Consider the following 22,302-nt stretch of genomic DNA (forward strand, 5'->3'; position numbering starts at 1 on the left):
TTGAACTCACGGCTGAGGATCCCGCTGTAGGTCGAATCACCCAACCTGCCCGCGGCGACGGCCGTGCCGAAGTACCGGCCCTTCTCGGCCGCGGCGGTGGCCAACGTCGTGCCCGCCGCATGGGCGAAGCCGTTGAACGCCGCCATCATGGTGGCGATGAGTCCTGCGACGAGCAGCAACGTCGTTGTTCTCGGCCGCCGCGTGGGCGTCGTCCGAATGACCGCTCGTATCGAATGCTCCATCACATGTCCTTCGGATCGAACACTGTAGTGTTAGCGATAACATCCAGCCCTGGAATGGCCTCCCGCAAAGGAGGCGTATTTGGGTGCGCGGCAATCACGGCCACGCGCGCGGCGGTCGTGCCACCTGACTGTGAACGATGGAACACCGTCGGTCAAGCAGTAACGCAACTGTTTCGCGCGCCGGCATCCGCTAAAGTTTTGCAGACTTTCTTTAGCAAGCGGACGGCGCCACCGGCGCCCTGGACGGAGCAACTTACCGGTTGGCGTTCCCGGGTGCGCGCTAACAATTGCCGGCCTCGGATCGATCCGTTTGTCGGCACACGCGATGGCTGAGCCCCACGACGTCGATCGCGCGACGACATTTGTCCAAGACCGGTGGTCGGCGGCCGTGCACCATCCTCACATGAGCGAGAACGCCCTTGCCGAACAGCGCCCCGACCTGTGGGACGAACGGTTCACGATCGCGGCCGAGGTCGTGGGCCGGCGGCTGCGCGCCCGCTCGCCGGTCGATCCGGAGGTCGCCCGCACCTGGCGGCGGACGGTCACCAGCCGAGGGCTGGTCCAGGTCGAAAGCCTGGCGGGCGAGGTCGGCTGGAACCGCAAGCGCCTGTGGTCCCGCTTCCGGTCCCAGCTCGGAGTCAGCCCCAAACGCGCCACCCGACTGGTGCGGTTCGACCACGCCGCCCACCTCCTCGCGGCGGGTCACGCCGCCGCCGGCGTCGCCGCCGAGAGCGGCTACGCCGACCAGTCCCACCTCCACCGCGAGGTCAAGGCGTTCACCGGGCTCACACCCTCGACCGTGGCCGTCGCGCCGTGGCTCGCCATCGACGACACCGCGTGGCCGGCTTCGTCACCAACCCGCAGCAGCCCTGCGACAGCCGGCCAGCACATCGCCAAGCGTCGTCGAACAGCCCGCCTCCGACAAGCCGACCACAGCTGATCAGCGGCGATGCCGGGGATCGCCGCGATGCTGGTCGGTGTCCACGCGCCGGCGATGGCCGGCACGAGGGTGAGCAGGGGGTCCGGGCTGAACGGCCCGGGGACGGCACCGGTGCCCGGCTCTCCGGTGAGCGCCTCCAGTCTGCGGCCGGCCGGTCAGCGTCATCCCGGTGTCCTCGCGAACACCTTCTCCAACGCCTGGCTCAGTTCCGTGGTCATGGTCGCTTCGAGGTCGGCCGGGTCGTTCGGTCCCGGCCTCTGGTCGATCGACACGACGATCACCGCGCGGCCCACGCGGTAGGTCGCCCGCGTGAAGGTGACACCGGTCCCTTGCGGCCCGGAGCCGGCGTCCACGTGCAACTGGTAGCGGACGTACTCCTGCACGCCCTCGCCCGCGCCCTTCGGGTCGGTCTCGACCACGACGATCGTGTTCCGCGCGTCCCCCGCCGCGACCTCCTTCTCCAGCCGCGAGCGCCGGCACTCGACGTGCGTCGGCGCCTTGCGCGCCTCCACCCACTCCACGGCCGCCGCGTCGTCGGGGAACACGGAGGAATTCGTGCCGACGAACCGCTCGCTGCCGGTGCGTTGCAGTTGCGGCCCCGTGTAGCGAGCCCCGACTGGAAGCCGCGCGTACGGCGTGCCGGCGTCACAGCCGTCGGCCGGCACGGGGTCGCTCTCCTTCGCGGGCGAGTACACCGTCCACTGCGGACCCACATCGGCCTGCGCCAAAGTGGCCCGCACCGCCAGATCCGCGGTAGCGGCATCGGCCCGCGACGGACTGGTGGTGGCCGAACTGGACTCCGCACCGGTTGCCGGGGCCGACTCGCCACCGGTCGACCCGCCACCCCCGCCACAGCCCGCCACCACGACCGCGACGGACAACACGACGACACGCCACCACCGGGAGCCACCCACCACACTCACCTCCGCAGGCCAATCGCAACGTAACCGCTCCCCACCACCTCCGCCGGCCGAAGCAGACCCGGGGCGTGACCGTGTTGTATCGGGCCGCAGATTTTCGTGCCTACCCGGCTGATCCGCCCGTAGCGCTCGCCAGGGCGCGGTTGTTCAGCACGGGATAAAATGCCAGCGCCACCAAGATCAGAAAAGCACCGGCGGCGACATACGCGACCTGGACGGCGAACAACGTGGCGAGAACGCCGCCGAGTGCCGCACCGACCGGTCCTCCCACCATCACCACCAGCCTGCTCGACGAGAGCACCCTCCCCAAGAGCCCATCAGGCACGATCTGCTGGCGCAATGTGCTCACCACGACCTTTTCCGCGGTCATCAGGGCACCGGTGACGATCATCATCGCGCCCGCGACCCACGCGTTTGCGACAAGCCCCAGAACCAGGATGGCCGCGCCCACCCCGGCTTTGCCCGCGAGCATCACGCCGCCGGGACCGATCCGCTTGGCGGCGGCCGTGGCGGCCAGTCCCCCGACCGTCGCGCCGACCGCGGTGGCCGTCAGCAACAAACCGAAACCGAAATCCGGAAGCCCGAGGACCTCCTTCGCCAGCAGCGCGAGCATCGCGAACTGAGCGGTGGCCGCGACGTTGCCGAGGCAGGAAACAGTGGCCAGCGCCCGCAGGGTTCGGTTCCCGAACAACCACCGCGTGCCCTCGACGATGTCGCTCCGCACGCTCTTGCGGGTGCCTGCGGGCACCTCCTTCGGCTTGGCGTCCGTCCGGATCGAGAGGATCAACAGGCCGCTGGCGGCGAACGAGAGAGCGTTGCCGGCGAACGGCAGGACGCTCCCCACGCCGAACAGGGCGGAGCCGACCGGAGGCCCCACGAAGTCCTCACCGTTGCTCTCGGCCGCGACGATCCGCCCGTTCGCCGTCGCCAGGCTCCGCGGATCCCGCGACACGAAGTCGGGGATGACCGACTGGGCGGCGAGGTCGAAGAAGACTTGGCCGACCCCCAGCAGGAACGCCGCGACCACCAGCCACAGCAGATTCACCTGCGCGGTCAGGATCAGCACCGCGAGACCGACCAGGACGACGAACCGGCCCAGGTCCGCCCACACCATCACCCGTCGGCGGTCCAGCCGGTCCACCACGACACCGGCGTGCAGCGAGAGCAGCACCCAGGGAATCTCGGCGGCCATGACGACGAAGCTCAACGCCAGCGGGCTGCTGGTGCTCTGCAAGGCCAGCAGCGGCAACGCGGCGGCGTGCATGCCGGTCCCGATGGCCGACACGAGCGTCGCGCCGAAGAGCCGGTGAAAGCGACTGCCCAGGTTCACCTTGGGGTCGTCGGTTTCCTTCGTGGGCATGTCGAGAATTCCTCCGGCTGGATGGTCGAAACAGAAGACTCGAGCACCGATCACCGCGCTGAACCGCGCCGAAGCCGGCCGCCGCTCAAAGCAGTCAGCACGGACTGCCGAGCCGCCCTCAATGCCACACCCGAGGGTCAGAGCCGTCTCGTGGTGAACTCGGCCACCCGCCAGGGTCTGAGCAGCAGGCGATCCGTCTCGAGCACGACCTCGTGTCCCGGCGTCACCTCAGCTGCCATGACGGCAACTCTCCCACGCGGGAACGCACTGCCATGTCGCTGATCGAGCATGAGTCCGCCCCCAACCACCTGATGAGGGTCGATGCCGCGCGGTCTGCCGGCTAGGGCTGTGGGCGGTGGGATTGGTAGATCTCGGACATGGCGTGGAAGGACTGCTTGGGGGCGAGGTTGCCGTCGGGCATCAGTTTGCAGACGCCGTAGGAGGCCAGGTCGAGGTCGAAGTGCGGGTTGGGGTGGTGGGGGTACTCGTAGCCGGCGAAGGTGAACCAGAAGGCGGTGTCCACGCCCTCCTCTTCGAACATGGCCATCATCTCGCGCAAGTGGCGGGCCTGTTCCTCCTCGTCGCGGACGTGGTCGCCGATGACGTGGGGCGGGTCGGCGGCGTGGTCGACCACGCCGAGCCAGCCCACGCCGCCGAGCGCGGCGGCGCCGCGGTAGGTGCAGCAGCCGAACTCGGTTGCCGCGAGAGGCTTTCCGTGGCGGTGGTAGGTCCGCAGGCCTTGGCGGAAGGCCTCCCCTGGGTCGCCGTAGGCGTCGGCGCTGACGATGTCAAAGGGCGTCCAGTCGATCTGTTCCCATGTCCCGGAGGCGTAGGTGATCCTGCCGTCGTACCGGGTGCGCACGGCTGCTGCGATGTCGGCCAGCAAGGGGTTCAGCTTCGCGGTGACCTCGGCGACCTTCGCCGCGGCGTCGGGGGTCTCGCCCATGAGGCCGTCGATCCTGGCGAAGGTGTCGTGCCCCGGGAAGAAACCGGGCGTGAACAGGCTCAGCTCGCAGCCGGCGACGAACACCTCGGCCCCCACCTCCTGGGCGCGGTCCGCGCAGTCGGCGAAGTACGGCACCAACTCCTTGGCTGGCAGTTCGCAGGGGAACGGGGAGAACCAGACCTCCAGCCCGGCGTCGGAGGCGTGCCGGGCCGCGACGACCAACCGTTCGGGGTCGCCGCCGGTGATCCGCACCGCGTCGCAGTGCAACTCCTCGGCGATGACGCGGATCTCCCGTCGCACCGCCTCTTCGTCGAAAACGGGCCGCGAACACCGCCCGCCAGGGGTGAAGCCGGTGTCGTAATTGATGCCTCGCGCCCTCATCCGAAACCCCCACACGTGATGGACAACTGTCCTCGCCGGCCAGGAACATTAAGAACGCGACAGAAATCCAGTCAACGGAACTACCTTTGATCGACGCTGTTCACGCAGCTCACCGGGGTTGGAGTCATTGCAATGACGTTGCCGCTTAATGCGCGCGCGCACGGCAGCGCGTTGCAAAGATCGACAAGCCGCACGCATACTGGCCTCACCACGAACCGAAGCGGAGGAACCGACCGGATGCCAGGACGGAGGCTGACCAGCGCCGACCGGCAACGGATCGCCGAAGGGCTGGCGCGGGACCTGGACTACGCCGAGATCGCCCGCGGCCTCGGCCGTCCCGCCTCGACCGTGAGCCGCGAGGTCGCGCGCAACGGCGGGCCGGGCCGCTACCGCGCCGAGTTGGCGCAGCTCGCGACCACCCACCGTGCCCGACGTCGACCGCGCCCGCCCGCGACACACGAGACCGGCGAGCACGTCGGCCCCGACCCCGCCGCGACGACCGCGTTCCGCACCGAACTCACCGCGGCCCTCGTCGAGACCGGTCTGCCGCGCACCGCCGCCGGCGTGATGGCCTGCCTGTTCACCTCCGAGACCGGCAGCCACACGGCCGTCGAACTGGCACACCACCTGCGGGTCAGCGCGGCGACCATCTCGCACGCGGTCGCCCTGCTGCACCAGCACGGCCTGATCCGCCGCGACCGGGACGGCACCAGCCGCCGCCACCGGTACTCCCTCGACGAGAACGCGGGCGTCCGCTCCGCGGTGGCCGGTGCCCGCGCCAACCAGCGACTAGCCACCACCGTGCTGCGCGGCGCCGACGTCTTCGGCCCTGACACCACCGTCGGAACCCGACTCGCCACCGCCGCCCAATTCCTCGAACAACTCGGCAACGACATCCTCCGCGCCGCCGAAAGACACGCACGCGCCGCCTCCCGCTGAAGCCGGCCAAGCCCTGCCACGCCAACACGCACCGAGCGGGCACCAGGAACGCGCTGACATGCCGATGTCAGGACGTTCGGCGTGGTCATCGCTGCTGTGGGACACCGGCCGGGAACGAGATCAGGTTGATCTTGCCGATTTGAGGTTTGACCGGATCGTGTTGGTCGTCGGGTGGTTCGGGCCGAGCACCCGTTCAGAGTCGGTGAGGGTGGCTTCGTACAGCGGAATCGCGCGATCCAAGTCCCTCGCCGCCTGGTAGGCAGCGGCCAAGTTGTTGCGGGATTGCAGCGTGTCCGGGTGGTGGAGGCCCAGCACCCGTTGCCGGTCGGTGAGCGTGGCCTCGTGCAGCGGAATCGCGCGATCCACGTCACCAGCCGCCTGATAGGCGTAGGCCAGGTTGTTGCGCGAGGTCAGCGTGTCCGGGTGGTCGGAGCCGAGTACTCGTCGCCGGTCGGTGAGCGTGGCCTCGAACAGCGGAATCGCGCGATCCAGGTCACCAGCCGCCTGATAGGCGTGGGCCAGGTTGTTGCGCGAGGACAGCGTGTCCGGGTGGTCGAGGCCCAGCACCCGCTCCAAGTCGGTGAGGTTGACTTCGAACAGCGGGATCGCCCGATCCTGATCACCCACGTCCCAGTAGGCGACAGCCAGGTTGTTGCGCGAGGTCAGCGTCTCCGGGTGGTCGAGGCCCAGCACCCGTTCGGTGTCGGTGAGGGTGGTCTCGAGCAGGGGCATCGCCCGGTCCGGATCACCCGCGTCCCGGTAGGCGTAGGCCAGGTTGTTGCGCGAGGTCAGCGTGTCCGGGTGGTCGGAACCGAGTACCCGTTGCCGGTCGGTGAGCGTGGCCCCCAGCAGCGGGATCGCCCGACCCAGGTCACCCGCTGCCCGGTAGGCGCCGGCCAGGTTGTTGCGGGAGGTCAGCGTGTCGGGGTGATCGGGGCCGTGGAGACGTTGGTGGCTGTCTGTGGCTCGGACCAGGTAGGCGATGGCGGTGCCGACGTCGCCTTGGCCGTCGAGGTAAGAGCCCAGATTGTTGAAGAGCCGGCTGGTGTGGACGGTGTCGGTGTCGGGTGTGGTGTGGTCGAACAGGGTTCGGGCGTGGGGCAGGACCATCCGGTAGGTGGGCCATGCGGCAGGATCGTCCGGGTGCCCGGCAAGGGCGGTGGTCAGGGTGGTGGTGGCGGTGTCACGGGCGGCGGCGATGTCGTCGGGCTGCCGGTGGGGGTCGGTGGGGTCGGGGGTGCGGGTGACCGCCTGGACCAGCCGGTGCACGACCACCATGTCCGCGGTGAGGGTGATCATGTTGTAGGCCACCAGGCGTCCCAACGCCTGCGACAGTTCGAGCTCCCCGACCAACCCGCCTGCGTCCAGCAGGGCGCGGGGGATGCCGTCGGGCGCGTACCAGGCCAACTGTCGCAGCAACTGCCCTGCGGTGGGGGTGTCGGTGAGGTGGTCGAGGGTGACGCGCCAGACCCGCGCCATCGTCCGTTGCGCGTCACCGCCCTCCGCCGTCGCGGTGAACATCCTGGCCGGATACTCCCGCAGCCGCTCCAAGTAGACGGTGGGGGTGATTCGGGTCTGAGCAACGTATGCGGCGGCCTGCTCGACCGCCAACGGCAGCCATCCCAGCTCCGCGCACAGCCTGTCGACTCCGTCCAGATCGGCGTCGCGCCACTCCGCTCTCACGATTCGGGTGAGCAACTCCGCCGCCTCCCGCTCCGGGAGCACGTCCAGCGGCACCGTTTCCACGCCCCGCCACCCCGAACCCCGACGGCTGGTGACCACCACCGTTCCCGTCCGCACCCGACTCAACAACCCCGCAAGGTCCTCAGGGGTGGTGACGTTGTCCAGCAGCAGCAGCCAATCATCATGGGTGGCCAGCCACCGCACACCCAACTCCACCCGCTGCTCCAACGGCAACACGACCGCCTCCGGTGCCACTGCGGCGGCGAACTCCGCCAGCCCAGTCTCGATCGCCGACGGCGAATCCGCTGTCACCCACCACACCGGCGAGAACCGGTCGCCGTGCAGCTCGGCGAACCTGGCCGCCAACGTGGACTTGCCCACGCCGCCGAGGCCGTGCACAGCCGCCACCACCGCCCGACCACCCGACCGTGCTACGGCGGCCTCCAACCGCGCCAACTCGCCCGACCGGCCCACGAACACGGCCGAACCGGTTGGAACCCGACCGACGCCCGCGGTCGCGGACACCGACTCCATCCGTGGCACCACCGGCGGGGCGGCCTGGAATGTGAGGTCCCGCCCGGCCTGGTTGAGCACCGAACCGCTCATCGCGACACCGAACTGCCTCAACGGACGCGATGTGCGGTCGTCTTCAGAACGGGTCAACACGCACCCCACACCTCGACAGCCTCCACTTGGCCGCCACCACAACCCACCAGCACAGCCCGCTACAACGCACAACTGCGGACAACACCAGTTCGAGATCAACCGAACGTCCGCTCATGCCGCTGATCGGTCACACCATCCAAGTGAGTGCGCGTGTCGATCTTCGGCGGGTCAGGCTCGCCGCGTGGGCTCGTCTCGGGCGCGGAGGGTCAGTCCGGCCGCGGTCAGGGTGAGGTGTTCGGTCAGAGCCTGGGCCGCGGCGTCGGCGTCGCGTGCCAAGGCCGCCTGCTCCAGCCGGCTGTGCTCGCCGAGGTGGTCGCGGTCGGGCGTGTGGTGTGCCGACCAGCGGCGGGCCAGGTCGCTCGCGGTCCACATCCGGTCGAAGGTCTCCAAGAGAACCGGGTTGCCGCACCCCTCCAGCAGCGTGCGGTGGAAGATCCGGTGGGCTTCGGACCATTCGCTGCTGTAGTACTCGCCCTCGCCGGGGGCGAATGCCGGGGTGCGGGCCAGCCGGTGGTGGGCGGCTCGCACGCGGGCTTCCCAGTCGAGGTCGCCACGCTCGATGGACATGCGCAGCACGAGCGGTTCGACGGTCCGGCGAGCCTCCGCGATCTCCTGCCAGCGACGGTCGGAGAAGGCCGGGACCGCGAAGCCGCGGTTGGGCAGCCGGACGGCGAGCCCCTCACCAACCACCTGCACGAGCGCCTCGCGCACGACAGCCAGGCTCACCCCTCGTTCTTTGGCGAGGTCCTGTGGTCTGAGGGCCTCGCCAGGGGAGTAGCTCCCGCGCAAGATCGCGTCCCGCAGGTGTGTGTAGACCTGCTCGGAGAGCATCCGATTGCTCGACGAGGGCGCGGGGTGGGTGGTCCCAGTCGTCGTGGTGCACGCCCTCGACGTCGCGTCCCTCGGCGTCCCGGCCGACGCCACCCCGGCTTTCCTCGGGTTCGTCATGTCCTCGCACACCCTTGGTCGCGCGGTCCTGACCGCCACCGCGGAAACGCCGCCCGCGGGCGGCGACACCGAGCGGATCGAGGTGTCCCGGTTCATCGCCGCCCCCGCCGGCGCCGTCTTCGCGGTCCTGACCGACCCGAAGGGGCACGTGGACATCGACGCGTCGGGGATGCTCATGGACGCCGAAGGACAACCGGTCGAACAACCCGGCGACCGGTTTCTGGTCCACATGGACCGGGACGCCCTCGGGGACGTTCCCCTCGGCAAGTACGACGCCGAGGTCGTCATCACCAAGCTCGTCCCGGACGAGGAGATCGCCTGGACCGTCGAGGGCAGGGTCCGACCCCATGCCCGCCACATCTACGGTTACCGGCTGGAGCCGGCCGAGGGTGGCACCCGCGTCACGTCCTACTACGACTGGTCGGAGATCGCTGAGGAGTGGAGGCAACGCCTCACCTTCCCAGTGGTCCCCGAGTCCGCTCTCAAGGCGACCCTCGGGATCCTGGAGCGCACCGTTCGCCGGCGAACCGCCGCCTGATGCCGACCTGCTCGAGCGGACCAGAGCACGCCCCGTTGCGGCAACGCACGACATGGACAGCCTCGGAGCGTGGAACGACAGCCTAGGCCACCGTGTCTTGGCGGCCCGCCGTCGACCGGCGCGTCGGATCCTTCTCGCCCACCAAGGTGTCTGAGCCGTGTCGCCTTGCTGCGATGGAGGCAACTGCACTGAGCAGTGACGTCCGCTCATGGCGCGACCGGTGCGAGTTGTTCTTCGCGTGGTGTGCCGACCGTGAACTCGGTTCATTGGCGGTCGGCGGGCGCAGGTGGAGTTGTACGTGCGGTGCTGCTTCCCGCCGGGCCGCTCTTCGCCGACGACGCCGAGGAGACCGTGGTGCCGCCGGGTCTGGTCGACGGCCGCCAGTACTCCGGGCTGGGCTGAGCGGGGAGTGGCCGAGTGGTGGGGGCGGGGGAAGTTGCCTTCCGTTTGGAGCAATTCGGTCGGCTCGGGGTCGCTTACCGTTCGAGTATGTCCACCGAGCCGGTTCCCGGATCGTCGTCGCAGGCTGATGCGCCTACGGTTCCCGTGCGGATCGACCCGCCCAGGGAGACGGTGTCGCGGCTGGTGCTGGCCGTCGTCGTGGTCGGGGTGGGGATTGCGGTGTCCAATCCGTTGGCCTACCTCGCGCTTGCCAGCCTGGCGGTGTTGACGCCGGTCGAGCGGTTGTGGCCGCGGCGGCGGTCTCAGAAGGTGTTTCGGTTCGGGTTTGCTACGGACATCATCCATCTCGTGGTGAGCCTGGCGCTGGTTGCCCTGCTGACCGCGATCCCCATGACGCTGCTGCGGCCGGTGATCCCCGAGATCACCCCGGCCGCGCAGTGGATCGACAGCCTGGGGCCGTTCGGGCAGAGCGTGGTCATGCTCGTGGTGTTCGACTTCGTCAACTACCTCGGGCACCGGATGCAGCACGAAGTCCCGTTCCTGTGGCGGTTCCACCGCATCCACCACTCCAGCGAGCAGCTCGACTGGCTCGCCGGCGCGCGGGTGCACCCCCTGCCCGGCATCATCGACGGGCTGCTCCGCGCGGTACCGGCTCTGCTGTTCGGCCTGACCGAGGCCGGCGCGAGCCTCCTGACCGTGGTCGTCACGCTCAGTGCGGTGTTGACGCACGCCAACGTCTCCTGGCGGCTGCCCCGGCTGTCGCGCTGGTGGGCGACCCCGGAGTTCCACCACTGGCACCACGCCGCCGAGCCCGAAGCGATCAACCGCAACTACGCGGGTGTCCTCCCGCTCTGGGACCGGCTGTTCGGCACCTTCCACCTGCCCGACCGCTACCCCGCGCGCTACGGCGCCGACCGGCCCGTCCCCGCGGGCTGGTGGGGCCAGATGATCGACCCGTTGCGCCGGCCGAAGACCGCGAAGACCGACCGCGACGGGTGAAACCTCCGAAGGCTACTCGTGCTGGTCGCCCCACGCGCGGGCGTAGCGGTTGGCGTCGGGGCGTTGGGGGTCGCGGCTGCGGTAGACCACGTACGGGCGCACGAGGTAGCCGAGTGGGGCGCTGAAGACGTGCACCAGGCGCGTGTACGGCCAGATGCCCAGCAGCACGAACACGATCACGTTGTGCACCTGGAAGCTCAGCGGCACACCGGCCATCAGCTCCGGCTGCGCCGAGAACGTGAACAGGCCCCGGAACCACACCGACACCGACGACCGGTAGTCGTAGCCGCCGCCGATCAGGTTCTCCCCCACGGTGTTGACCATCCCGGTGATGATCGCCGCCGCGAGCAGCACGTACATGACCTTGTCGCCCCGCGTGGTGGCCTTGCGCACCGCGGACACGGTGAACCGGCGGTACAACAGGATCGCCACGCCCGCCACGGTGGCCGTGCCGGCCAGTGTCCCGGCGGTCACCGACACCAGGTGGTACATGCCCTCGGTGATCCCGAAGAACTCCGTCCAGCTCTTCGGCACCAGCAGACCCAGCGCGTGACCGCCGATCACGGCCAGCAGTCCGAAGTGGAACAACGGGCTGCCCAGGCGCAGCAACCTGCTCTCGTGCATCTGCGAGGACCGGGTGGTCCAGCCGAACTGGTCGTGCCGGTACCGCCAGACGTGCCCGACCAGGAACGAGGTCAGCGCGATGTAGGGCAGGGCCAGCCACAGCAACGTGCTCATCGTCGTCCTCCCGACTCCGCGTGCAGGGCGGGGTCCATCGCGAACGGTTCCAACCCCACGTCCTCCTCGGGCGGACCCTCGGCGGCCAAAGCCGCGATCTTGCGCCGGTCGGCCGCGCTGATCTCCGGCAGCGTGGCGCACACCGCGTCCAGCACCCCCAGGTACGGCGACCCGCTGTCGGCCAGGGACAACCGGATCAGCTCCAGCACCGGGCGGTGCTCGACCAGCAGCCGCCGGCCGGCGTCGGGGTCGGTGGTCGCGGCGAACTCCAGCACGACCGCGAGGTGGTCGGGCAGTTCGTGCTCGCCCAGCTCGACACCGGCCGCGCGGTAGGCGTGCTTGAACCGCAGCAACGCCATCCCGCGCTTCCGGGTGTCGCCGTAGGCGTAGTACGACAGGTGCAGGCAGTTGCGCTTGCGCAGGTCGAAGGTCTCGACGTAGTGCTGGGCGAGCGCACCCGCGTCCGACGCGAGCGCGTGGTCGATGAACGACAGCAGACCGGGCGAGGGCAGCGACATCGCCACCGCGCGCAGGTCGGTCAGCATCGCGGTCACCGCCTCGGTCGGGTAGTCGATCAGCAGCGCGGCGATCCGCCACACCAGCCGACTGTCCCTTTCGGACGGTTCGGGGGCCTTGCGCTTCACCCGATCGCCTCCGGCTCGTGCGCGGCTCCCCCGCCGTTGGTGGTGGGGAACAGGCCGGAGGTGCTGACCCCGTCCCAGTCCAGCAGGTTGATCCGCTTGGCCTTGTCGGTCGGGGCCGCGCCGTTGGTGTCGACCAGCTGGAACTTCTCGGCCATCACGTCGAACGCGGTCATGCCGGGGCCGCCGTCGCCGTCCAGGCTGCACCCGGTGGTCAGGGCCTCCAGCCGGTGCGCGTCGGACCCCGCGCCGGCCGGGATCACGTACCGGTCCTCGTACTTGGCGATGGCCAGCAGCCGGTACATGGACTCGATCTCGCCGGGCGCGAGCCGCACGGACGCGGCGATCGAGTCGTCCACGTCCTCGCCGAGGTTGACCTTGCGCATGTGGGAGCGCATCGCGGCGAGCCGCTGCAACGAGGCCCGCACCGGACCCACGTCGCCGGCGGTGAACAGCTCGGCCAGGTACTCCACCGGGATGCGCAACGCGTCGATGGCGCCGAAGAGGTTGCCCACGGCCTCGCCGTCGTGGCCGGTCTCGCTCAGCACGTCCACCACGGGCGACAGCGGCGGCACGTACCAGACCATCGGCATGGTCCGGTACTCCGGGTGCAGCGGCAGCGCCAGTTGGTAGTCCACGATCAGCCGGTACACCGGGGAGTTCTGCGCGGCCTCGATCCACTCGGCGGAAATACCGGCCCGCTCGGCCTCCGCGACCACGCGCGGGTCGTGCGGGTTGAGGAACACGCCCAGCTGCGCCGGGTAGAGGTCCTTGTCGTCACGGACCGACGCGGCCTCGGCGACCTTGTCCGCGTCGTAGAGCAGCACGCCGATGTAGCGCAGCCGGCCCACGCAGGTCTCCGAGCACACCGTGGGGATGCCCACCTCGACCCGCGGGTAGCAGAACGTGCACTTCTCCGCCTTGCCCGTCTTGTGGTTGAAGTAGATCTTCTTGTACGGGCAGCCCGTGACGCACTGCCGCCAGCCCCGGCACTTGTCCTGGTCCACCAGCACGATGCCGTCCTCGGCACGCTTGTAGATCGCGCCGGAGGGGCAGGACGCCGCGCACGACGGGTTCAGGCAGTGCTCGCAGATGCGCGGCAGGTAGAACATGAACGTCTGCTCGAACTCCAGCTTGACCTGCTCGGAGAGCTTGCCCAGCAAGGGGTCCCGGCCGATCTGCTCCGGCCCGCCGCCCAGGTCGTCATCCCAGTTGGCGCCCCAGGTGACCTTCGTGTCCTCGCCGGTGATCGACGACTTCGGCTTGGCGGTCGGGGTGGTGTCCGAGGGCGGGGCGGACAGCAGGTTCTGGTAGTCGTAGGTCCACGGCTCGTAGTAGTCCGCCACCGTGGGCAGGTCGGGGTTGGCGAAGATGTTCAGCAGCCGCTTGAGCCGCGAGCCGGTGCGCAGGGTCAGCTTGCCGCGCTTGTTCAGCGCCCAGCCGCCCTTCCACTTCTCCTGGTCCTGGTACTGCCGCGGGTAACCCTGACCCGGCCGGGTCTCGACGTTGTTGAACCACGCGTACTCCACGCCACCGCGGTTGGTCCACGCCTGTTTGCAGGTGACGCTGCACGTGTGGCAGCCGATGCACTTGTCCAGGTTCATCACCATTGCGAGCTGTGCCATCACGCGCATCAGTACTGCACCTCCTGGCTGCGGCGGCGGATGGTCGTGACCTCGTCGCGCTGGTTGCCGGTGGGACCGTGGTAGTTGAGCGCGAAGGACTGCTGGGCGTAGCCGCCGATCAGGTGCGACGGCTTGATCATCAACCGGGTCAGCGCGTTGTGGATGCCGCCGCGCTTGCCGGTCGCCTCGGTGCGCGGCACGCCGACCGCCTTGTCCTGCGCGTGGTACATGAACACCGTGCCCTCGGGCATCCGGTGGGAGACGATCGCGCGGGCCACCACGATGCCGTTGCGGTTGACCGCCTCGATCCAGTCGTTGTCCCGCACGCCGATCTTCGCCGCGTCCCGGTCGGACATCCAGATCGCCTGCCCGCCCCGGGACAGGGTGAGCATGTGCAGGTTGTCCTGGTAGGCCGAGTGGATCGACCACTTCGAGTGCGGGGTCAGGTACCGCACGGTCACGCCGCCGTCCACCGCGCCCACCGCGGGCTCGTTGAACAGCGCGGTCATGTCCAGCGGTGGCCGGAACACCGGCAGCTGCTCCCCCAGCTCGAACATCCAGTCGTGGTCGAGGAAGAAGTGCTGGCGGCCGGTGAGGGTGTGCCAGGGCTTGAGGCGCTCGGTGTTGATGGTGAACGGGGAGTACCGCCGGCCGCCGGTCTCGCTGCCCGACCACTCCGGCGAGGTGATCACCGGCACCGGCCGGGCCTGCGTGTCGGGGAAGGTGATCCGCTTGCCCTCGCTCTCGGCGGCCAGGTCGGCGAGCTTCGTGCCGGTCCGCCGTTCCAGGGCGCGGAAACCCTCGGTGGCCAGACGGCCGTTGGTCGTGCCGGACAGCGCCAGGATCGCCTCGGCGGCGTGGGTGTCCTTGGCCAGCGACGGGCGGCCGGCCGCGACACCGGACGCGATGGTCCCGTTGGCGCCCTTGAGATACTCGACCTCCTCGTCCGGGTGGACGGTGACGCCCTTGGGTGGTCAGCCCGACCTTCTCGACCAGCGGCCCGAGAGCAGCCATCTTCTCGCCGACGGCCGGGTAGTCGCGTTCCACGACGACCAGGCGTGGCATGGTCTTGCCGGGGATCGGCTCGCACTCGCCGTTCTTCCAGTCCAGCACCCGTCCGCCGGGCTGCGCGGTCGCGTCCACGGTGTCGTGGGTGAGCGCGACCGCCACGATGTCCTTGCGCTTGCCCAAGTGCTTCTCGGCCAGCCACGAGAACCCGCGCGCGATGCGGTGGAACGCCTCGAAGTCCGTCTTGGTCTCCCACGGCGGGGAGATCGCCGGCGAAAAGGCGTGCACGTACGGGTGCATGTCGGTGGAAGACAGGTCGTGCTTCTCGTACCAAGTGGCGGCGGGCAGCACGACGTCGGAGAACAGCGTGGTCGACGTCATGCGGAAGTCCAGCGACAGCAACAGGTCCAGCTTGCCGACCGGCGCCTCCTCGTGCCAGGTCACCTCCTCCGGCCGGACCCCGTCGGCGTCACGGGCGCGCAGGTTCGTGTCGGTGCCCAGCAGGTGCTTGAGGAAGTACTCGTTGCCCTTGGCCGACGACCCGAGCAGGTTCGCCCGCCACACGGTGAGCACGCGCGGGAAGTTCTCCGGCGCGTCCGGGTCCTCGCAGGCGAACCGCAGGTGCCCGGACTTCAGCCCGTCCACCACGTGGTCCGCGGCGGGCTTGCCCAGCCGCTCGGCCTCGTCGACCAGGTCAAGCGGGTTGCGGTTGAACGTCGGGTAGCTCGGCATCCAGCCCAGCCGGGACGCCAGCGCGATGTTGTCGGCCGCGGTGCGCCCGGCGAAGCGGCCGGTGCCCAGCGGCGAGGACATCACGTCGGCGGTGAACGGGTCGTAGCGCCACTGGTCGGTGGCCAGGTACCAGAAGATGGTGCCCTGCATCTGCCGGGGCGGGCGCTGCCAGTCCAGCCCGAACGCCAGCGTGGACCACCCGGTGATCGGGCGGCACTTCTCCTGGCCCACGTAGTGCGCCCAGCCGCCGCCGTTGACGCCCTGGCAGCCGGTGAGCATGGTCAGCGCCAGGAACGAGCGGTAGATCTGGTCGGAGTGGAACCAGTGGTTGGTGCCGGCGCCCATCAGGATCATGGACCGGCCCTTGGAGCGCTCGGCGTTGTCGGCGAACTCCCGGCCGATCTTCTCCGCCGCACCGGCCGGCACTCCCGTGATTCCTTCTTGCCACGCGGGCGTGTAGGGCTGGGAGGCGTCGTCGTAGCCGGTGGGCCACTCGCCGGGCAGCTCGCCGCGCCGCACCCCGTACTGGGCCAGCAGCAGGTCGAACACCGTGGTCACCCGGCGGCCCGCGACCACGCGCGTCGGCACGCCCCGGCGCAGCACGCCCGGCTCGCTGGTGTCGAACCGCGGCAGCGCCACGGTGACCGGGTCGTCGCCGCCCGCCGACAGCAGCGGGTCGGTGTCCCCGAGGTCGAGGTTCCAGGAGCCCTGCCCGGAGTCGGTGAACCGGTGCCCGAGCGAGCCCGGCGGCACCACCGGCGTGCCGTGCGCGTCCAGCAGGACCGTCTTGGACTCCGCGCCCTCGCCGGTGTCGCCGAGGTCGGCGGCGGTGAGGAACTTGCCCGGCACGAAACCGTCGTCGGTCTCGGTCAGGGTGACCAGGAACGGCAGGTCGGTGTAGCGCTTGACGTAGTCGGTGAAGTACGGGGTGGTCTTCTCGACGAAGAACTCCCGCAGGATCACGTGCCCCATCGCCATCGCCAACGCGGCGTCGGTGCCCGGTCGCGCGGGCAGCCACTCGTCGGCGAACTTGGTGTTGTCGGCGTAGTCCGGCGACACCACGACGACCTTCTGGCCCCGGTAGCGCGCCTCGGTCATGTAGTGCGCGTCGGGCGTGCGGGTGACCGGGACGTTGGAGCCCCACATGATCAGGTACCCGGCGTCGAACCAGTCCGCGGACTCCGGCACGTCGGTCTGGTCGCCGAACACCTGCGGGCTGGCCACCGGGAGGTCGGCGTACCAGTCGTAGAAGCTCAGCATCGAGCCGCCGACCAGCGACACGAACCGGGCCCCGGCCGCGTGGCTGACCATCGACATCGCCGGGATCGGCGAGAAGCCCGCGACCCGGTCCGGCCCGTAGCGCTTGATCGTGTGCACGTGCGCGGCGGCGACCATCTCGGCCGCCTCCCACCACTCGGCGCGCACGAACCCGCCCATGCCGCGGGCGGCCTTGTACCGGCGCGACTTCTCCGGGTCCTCGACGATGTCCGCCCACGCCAGCACGGGGTCCTTGAGGCGTTCCTTGGCCTCCCGGTAGTACTCCAGCAGCACGCCGCGCACGTACGGGTAGCGCACGCGGGCGGGCGAGTAGGTGTACCAGGAGAAGGACGCGCCACGCGGGCAGCCCCGCGGCTCGTACTCCGGCTTGTCGGGCCCGATCGACGGGTAGTCGGTCTGCTGCGACTCCCAGGTGATCACGCCGTCCTTGACGTAGACCTTCCAGGAGCACGAACCGGTGCAGTTCACGCCGTGGGTGGACCGCACGACTTTGTCGTAGGCCCACCGGTCCCGGTAGAAGACGTCGGCTCCGCGCCCACCGATCTGGTGCAGGGTCCGCCCGTCCGCGGAGGTCTCACCGCGCTGGAAGTGCCTGGCCAGGCGCAACAGCGAGTCGCCGATCTCGGAATCGGAATTCGACACGGCGATCACCTCCGAGGTAAATAGTGAATCGCTAATTCGGCAGGGGTCGTCAATGACCCTGCGGGCTCACCCTAGGGCGCTCGGGTGGCGGCGACAAGAATGGAGGTGAATTCGCACTTTATCGTGCCGAAGGCGGTGAGCTGCACGTAACGACCTGTTTACAGGAGCTCTATTGCCCGCGTCCGGACCTCGGTCGATGCCCAGGTCACCACCTGGGGAGATGCCCCCGGTCAGGCCGGGGGCGACGGGAGTAGCCCGAAAGGATCACACCTATCTTTAACATCCGGGTCACATCGGAGGCCGGTTGTTACCGGCCGGTCACGGCGGCGCCGGTCATTTTCCGACCGGTGAATTCGTCTGCGGCGAGCGCCCGCTAACGCATCGACTCCTGCCGGGCGACCGACAGGATCAAGTCGCGCAAGCGGTCCACGTACAAGCGGATGTTCTTGTAGGCCACGTCGTTGTCCGGGTAGCGGCAGGCGAACTGGAGTCCCTCGTGCAGCCGGGTCACCCACACGCAGACCTGGTCGCCGTAGGACACCCGGAGCAGGCCGTACGCCTTCTGGTCCCGCCAGCGCTCGGAGCCGGGGGTCGAGCGCGCGTCCATGAACGACAGGATCGAGTACAGGTCGGGCGAGGTGGGCCGGAAGTCGCTGCCGAGCAGGCGCAGCACGCGGGCGACGGGCACGCGGGACGCCGGGCGGCTCGCGCGCAGTTCCGCCTGGGCCGCGCGGAGCACGCCGTCGAAGTCGCCCGCCGTGCCCACGGGCAGTTCCACCGGCACACCGCCGACGTACCAGCCGACCGAGTCCGACCACCGCGACTTCGCCCTGGTGTGGAACGGCACCACCGTGCGGTACACGTCGTCGCCGGTCATCTCGCGCATGATCAGCCCCGTGGCGGCGAGGAGCCCGACCAGGGTTCCGCCGTGCGGTCGGCAGTGCCGCTCGAACGCCGCCGCGTCGGCGTCGTCCACCAGCATCTCGTGCAGCGACTTCTGGGTCGGCAGCGGGCCTTCCGGCGTCAGCCCCAGGTCGAAGGGGAAGTTCGGCATCCGGCCGTCGCACCGGGCGACGAACCGCCGCCAGCGGTCCACGACCGGGTGGTCGGCGTCGACCTCGTCGGCGTCGGCGCGCTCGGTGGCGCAGAAGTCGACGTAGCTGGCGGTCGGGGACCGGTCCACGCTGCGGCCTTCGAGGCCCTCGGTGTACAGCTCGTGGAGTTCGGCGGGGACCCGGTACAAGGAGTACGCGTCGACGTTGCTGTGGTCGAACGCCAGGTAGACGCTCGTGCTCTCCGGCCGCACCACGGCCGCGTAGAGGAAGTTCGGCCAGGTGAGCGTGTCCGCGGCCACGTCGAAGCGGTCTTGCAGGTGCTGCGCGAGCACCTCCGGGTCGGCGAACTCCCCGACCTCCTCGCGGTGCAGCGCGACGTCCTCGGGAGCCAGGGTGAAGCGCCGCATCTCCTCGCTGTCCCAACGGAAACCGCTGCGCAGCGTCTCGTGGCGCAACGTCCACACGCGCAACGCCTCGCCGAGCACGTCGAGGTCGGCCGCTCCCGGCAGGTCGAACGCGATGCCCAGCCACGTCGGCACGAACAGGCCGCCGTCGCGCAGGGACTGGGCCGTCCGCACGTGCGACTCCTGGAGGTAGGCCGGCGGTCGCGCGTCCTCGGGCGCGCCGGCGCCGGCGACCACCGGGCGCAGCACCCACTCCACGAGGCGCCCGGGTCGGACCTCACAACGCTGGATATCGGTGATCCGCATGACCTTCTCCGTCTGCTTGCCCGGTGCGGCACGAGGCGGCGCGCAGGCGTACCTGGGAACTTCTCCGAAGGGTGGTAGTTCCGCGATCACGACAGAACACGCCGGAGACGACCCGGGAGAGCCCGGAGAACGTGGAACAGCTCGGTGCGTGCGTGAACGATCACCCGACCGAGCACCTTAACGACCGTCCGAACAGCACACCACCTCAGCCAAGGCACGCCACGCGATCGTGTGAATCCCGGCCGGTGTCAGGGCCACACCACGACCTGGGCCGCGTAGCACAGGCCCGCGCCGAACCCGACCAGCAGGGTGGTCATGCCCGAGCGCAGCTCGCCGCCCGCCCGCAGGGTGTCCAGGGCCAGCGGGATCGACGCGGACGACGTGTTGCCCGACCCGACGATGTCGCGCGCCACCACCAGGTCCGGCCGGGCGCCGTCCTCGCGCAGGTCGCGCACCAGCGCCTCGACCACGCGCAGGTTCGCCTGGTGCGGCACGACCGCGTCCAGGTCCGCCAGGTCCAGCCCCGCCGCCTCCACCGCCCGCCGCGCCACCGGGGCGATCTTCGTGGTCGCCCAGTGGAACACCGCCTGCCCGTCCTGGACCACGAAACCCTTCTCGCCCACCGTGATCGCGCCGGCCAGCTCGCCGGCGGCGCCCCACGCGACCGGGCCGACAGCCGGTCGGTCGGACGCACCGACCACGACCGCGCCCGCCCCGTCGCCGAAGATGATCGCCGTCGTCCGGTCGGTCGGGTCGATCCAGTCGGTCAGCTTCTCCGCGCCCACCACCAAGACGTGCCGCGCGCTGCCCGCCGTCACCAGGGCCGTGGCGGCGCCCAGCGCGTAGACGAAGCCCGCGCAGCCCGCGTTGACGTCGAACGCGCCCGCCGTCGTCGCGCCCACGCGGTGCGCCACGCGCGCCGCCGCGTTGGGGATCTGGGCGGGCAGGGTGCACGTCGCGACGACCACGGCGTCCACGTCGGACGGTGCCAGACCCGCGTCGGCGATCGCGCGGGCGCCGGCCACCTCCGCCATGTCCACCACGCCCTGGTCGGGCGCGGCGAAGCGGCGGGTCGAGATGCCGACCCTCGTCCGGATCCACTCGTCGGAGGTGTCCATGCGCTCCGACAGCTCGTCGTTGGTCACCACGCGGTCCGGGCGCAGGACGCCCAGGCCCATCAGGCGGGCGTGGGTGGGGGTGTTGGTGCGGAGCTGCATGGTGTCGACGATCCACCGCGCACGCCCGCCGCCGCATCACCACAACCAGCCACACCGGTATGGCAGGTGCCGGTCATGGCGGAGCGCGCCCGCCGCGCCACATGCTCGACGGCGACTGAGGAGGAGCACGTGGACAGCAACGACGAGCGCCCGGTGGCGGTGGTCACCGGCGGGTCGCGCGGGATCGGGCGGGGCATCGCCCTGCGCCTCGCGGCCGACGGGTACGACGTCGCCTTCTGCTACCGATCGGACACCGAGGCGGCCGACCAGACCGCACAAGACCTGCACGAGCTCGGCGCACGCGTCCACCACGCGGTCTGCGACGTGGCCGACGGCGCCGCCGTGCAGGCGTTCCTGAAGGGCGCGGCAGTCCTCGGCACGCCCTCGGTGCTGGTCAACTGCGCGGGCATCGTCCGGGACAGCCCGGTGGTGCTGATGTCCGAACAGGACTGGCGGGCCGTGCTCGACACCAACCTCACCGGCGCCTACCACTTCTGCAAGGCCGCCGGCTACACGTTCGTCAAGGCCGGGCGGGGCGCGATCGTCAACGTCTCGTCGGTCATCGGCCTGCACGGCAACGCGGGCCAGGCCAACTACGCCGCCGCCAAGGCCGGTCTGCACGGCATGAGCCTCACCCTGGCCAAGGAGCTGGCCCGCCACGGCGTGCGGGTCAACGTCGTGGCGCCCGGCCTGATCGACACCGACATGACGGCCGCGCTCAAGGCCTCCGCCCGCGCGAAGATCACCGACGCCATCGCGCTGCGCCGCTTCGGCACCGCCGCCGACGTCGCCGAACTGGTGGCGTTCCTGGTCTCCGACCGCGCGTCCTACATCACCGGCCAGGTCATCGCGGTGGACGGGGGCCTGGTCCTGTGAGCTTCGCCAAGCCGCTGACCGCGGTCGAGGGCGTCACCGCGCACGGCGACGGGTTCCGCTGCGCGCGGACCGTCCGCGCCGACGACCCGTACCTGGGCGGCCACTTCCCCGGGAACCCGGTGTTCCCCGGCGTGTTCACCGTCGAGACGGTCTACCAGGCCGCGCGCGCGGCGGCCGGCGGCGAGGTCGTGCTGGTCGGCGTGCGGTCCGCCCGGTTCACCTCCCCGGTCGTCGCCGGCGACACGCTCACCGTGGACTTCACCCTCGCGCCGGAGGACGACCGGATCGCCGTGGACGCCCGCTGCCACGTCGAGGGCCTCGACACCGCGCGCGTCCGCCTGCACCTGGGGCGGGAGGCCGCGAGTGCTTGAGCACCACCGGCTCAAGGCCCTGCTGCCCCACCGCCACCCGATGCTCCAGGTCGACCGCGTGCTGGAGGTCGACCCCGGCCGGCGGATCGTGGCGGTCAAGGCCGTGACCGCGACCGAGCCCTGCTACGCCGACCTGCCCGACGACGCTCCGCACGCCGCGCACGCCTACCCGGTGTCGCTGCTGCTGGAGTCGCTGGGCCAGGCCGGAGCCCTGCTGTGGGCGCTGAGCACCGAGCACGACGACGCCACCCCGCTGTTGGGCGCGGTGCGCGACTTCGCGGTGCACGGCGCCGCCTACCCCGGTGACGTGCTGCGCCACGAGGTGCACCTGGACCACGCCACCCCCGACCGAGCCCTGTTGCGGGGCGAGACCCGGGTCGACGGCCGCCTGATCGCGACCGTGCCCCTGGTGCTCGGCCTCGCGGTCACCACCACAACCACCTAG

The 22,302-nt window shown here is 70.2% G+C and carries 17 protein-coding genes and 2 pseudogenes; 7 read left to right on the plus strand and 12 right to left on the minus strand.

The features are described 5' to 3' along the window. A pseudogene (locus WBN91_RS12680) lies at positions 1-242 on the minus strand (hypothetical protein); the annotation flags it as partial. Positions 243-645: 403 nt separating this feature from the next. Between WBN91_RS12680 and WBN91_RS12685 the strand changes: the two are divergent. After that, entirely contained in the window at positions 646-1,182 is a 537-nt protein-coding gene (locus WBN91_RS12685) for a helix-turn-helix domain-containing protein (RefSeq protein ID WP_337723259.1), read from the plus strand. Between the two features lie 161 nt (positions 1,183-1,343). Here the strand turns inward: WBN91_RS12685 and WBN91_RS12690 are convergent, their stop codons facing one another. The 3 genes from WBN91_RS12690 to WBN91_RS12700 form a co-directional block, all read right to left on the minus strand. Then, entirely contained in the window at positions 1,344-2,096 is a 753-nt protein-coding gene (locus WBN91_RS12690; protein ID WP_337723260.1) for a hypothetical protein, read from the minus strand. A 109-nt stretch (positions 2,097-2,205) separates the two neighbouring features. Next, positions 2,206-3,516: an MFS transporter gene (locus WBN91_RS12695; RefSeq protein WP_337729380.1), complete on the minus strand. Its 1,311-nt coding sequence runs from the start codon at positions 3,514-3,516 to the stop codon at positions 2,206-2,208. Between the two features lie 286 nt (positions 3,517-3,802). Beyond that, positions 3,803-4,708 carry a hypothetical protein gene (locus tag WBN91_RS12700; RefSeq protein ID WP_337723262.1) on the minus strand — a complete coding sequence of 302 codons (906 nt, stop codon included), beginning with the start codon at positions 4,706-4,708 and terminating at the stop codon, positions 3,803-3,805. Positions 4,709-5,026: 318 nt separating this feature from the next. On the opposite strand from WBN91_RS12700, the gene WBN91_RS12710 reads away from it, so the two are divergent. Continuing rightward, a complete protein-coding gene (locus tag WBN91_RS12710) occupies positions 5,027-5,728 on the plus strand; it encodes a helix-turn-helix domain-containing protein (protein WP_443217709.1) in 702 nt (233 codons plus the stop codon). Positions 5,729-5,848: 120 nt separating this feature from the next. Here WBN91_RS12710 and WBN91_RS12715 read toward each other — a convergent pair whose 3' ends face one another. Both WBN91_RS12715 and WBN91_RS12720 read right to left on the minus strand, forming a co-directional pair. After that, positions 5,849-8,017, minus strand: coding sequence for a tetratricopeptide repeat protein (locus WBN91_RS12715; RefSeq protein ID WP_337723263.1), 2,169 nt, complete (start codon positions 8,015-8,017; stop codon positions 5,849-5,851). Between the two features lie 228 nt (positions 8,018-8,245). Further along, the gene (locus tag WBN91_RS12720) at positions 8,246-8,908 is read right to left on the minus strand and encodes a GntR family transcriptional regulator (RefSeq protein ID WP_337723264.1); all 663 of its coding nucleotides are present in this window, start codon (positions 8,906-8,908) and stop codon (positions 8,246-8,248) included. A gap of 28 nt (positions 8,909-8,936) precedes the next feature. Here WBN91_RS12720 and WBN91_RS12730 point away from each other — a divergent pair, with 28 nt between their 5' ends. Then, positions 8,937-9,563: an SRPBCC family protein gene (locus WBN91_RS12730; RefSeq protein WP_443217710.1), complete on the plus strand. Its 627-nt coding sequence runs from the start codon at positions 8,937-8,939 to the stop codon at positions 9,561-9,563. Positions 9,564-10,052: 489 nt separating this feature from the next. After that, positions 10,053-10,964 (plus strand): sterol desaturase family protein, encoded by a 912-nt coding sequence (locus WBN91_RS12735; RefSeq protein ID WP_337723265.1) that lies wholly within the window; start codon positions 10,053-10,055, stop codon positions 10,962-10,964. A 12-nt stretch (positions 10,965-10,976) separates the two neighbouring features. On the opposite strand, the gene narI is transcribed toward WBN91_RS12735, so the two are convergent. The 6 genes and pseudogenes from narI to WBN91_RS12765 form a co-directional block, all read right to left on the minus strand. Further along, the gene (gene narI, locus WBN91_RS12740; protein ID WP_337723266.1) at positions 10,977-11,702 is read right to left on the minus strand and encodes a respiratory nitrate reductase subunit gamma; all 726 of its coding nucleotides are present in this window, start codon (positions 11,700-11,702) and stop codon (positions 10,977-10,979) included. Beyond that, positions 11,699-12,346, minus strand: coding sequence for a nitrate reductase molybdenum cofactor assembly chaperone (gene narJ / locus WBN91_RS12745; protein ID WP_337723267.1), 648 nt, complete (start codon positions 12,344-12,346; stop codon positions 11,699-11,701). Before narJ ends, narI begins: the two co-directional genes overlap by 4 nt. After that, complete coding sequence (gene narH, locus WBN91_RS12750) at positions 12,343-13,977, minus strand: nitrate reductase subunit beta (protein ID WP_337723268.1); 1,635 nt, start codon at positions 13,975-13,977, stop codon at positions 12,343-12,345. The genes narJ and narH overlap by 4 nt, the downstream gene beginning before the upstream one ends. After that, positions 13,977-17,637 (minus strand): annotated as a pseudogene (locus tag WBN91_RS12755) (nitrate reductase subunit alpha). Before WBN91_RS12755 ends, narH begins: the two are co-directional and overlap by 1 nt. 364 nt (positions 17,638-18,001) lie before the next feature. Next, a complete protein-coding gene (locus tag WBN91_RS12760) occupies positions 18,002-19,393 on the minus strand; it encodes a condensation domain-containing protein (protein WP_337723269.1) in 1,392 nt (463 codons plus the stop codon). 248 nt (positions 19,394-19,641) lie between these two features. Then, positions 19,642-20,610 (minus strand): beta-ketoacyl-ACP synthase III, encoded by a 969-nt coding sequence (locus tag WBN91_RS12765; protein WP_337723270.1) that lies wholly within the window; start codon positions 20,608-20,610, stop codon positions 19,642-19,644. A 129-nt stretch (positions 20,611-20,739) separates the two neighbouring features. Between WBN91_RS12765 and fabG the strand changes: the two genes are divergently transcribed. Genes fabG through WBN91_RS12780 form a run of 3 tightly spaced genes read left to right on the plus strand, consistent with a single transcriptional unit; the run spans position 20,740 to position 22,302 of the window. Beyond that, positions 20,740-21,486 carry a 3-oxoacyl-ACP reductase FabG gene (gene fabG / locus WBN91_RS12770; RefSeq protein WP_337729381.1) on the plus strand — a complete coding sequence of 249 codons (747 nt, stop codon included), beginning with the start codon at positions 20,740-20,742 and terminating at the stop codon, positions 21,484-21,486. Further along, positions 21,483-21,857 (plus strand): 3-hydroxyacyl-ACP dehydratase FabZ family protein, encoded by a 375-nt coding sequence (locus tag WBN91_RS12775; protein ID WP_337723272.1) that lies wholly within the window; start codon positions 21,483-21,485, stop codon positions 21,855-21,857. The genes fabG and WBN91_RS12775 overlap by 4 nt, the downstream gene beginning before the upstream one ends. Continuing rightward, positions 21,850-22,302, plus strand: a complete 453-nt coding sequence (locus tag WBN91_RS12780) for a 3-hydroxyacyl-ACP dehydratase FabZ family protein (protein ID WP_337723273.1) — start codon at positions 21,850-21,852, stop codon at positions 22,300-22,302. The genes WBN91_RS12775 and WBN91_RS12780 overlap by 8 nt, the downstream gene beginning before the upstream one ends.

This window comes from Saccharothrix sp. CCNWYY140 (assembly GCF_037401995.1).
Classification (GTDB): Bacteria; Actinomycetota; Actinomycetes; order Mycobacteriales; family Pseudonocardiaceae; genus Actinosynnema.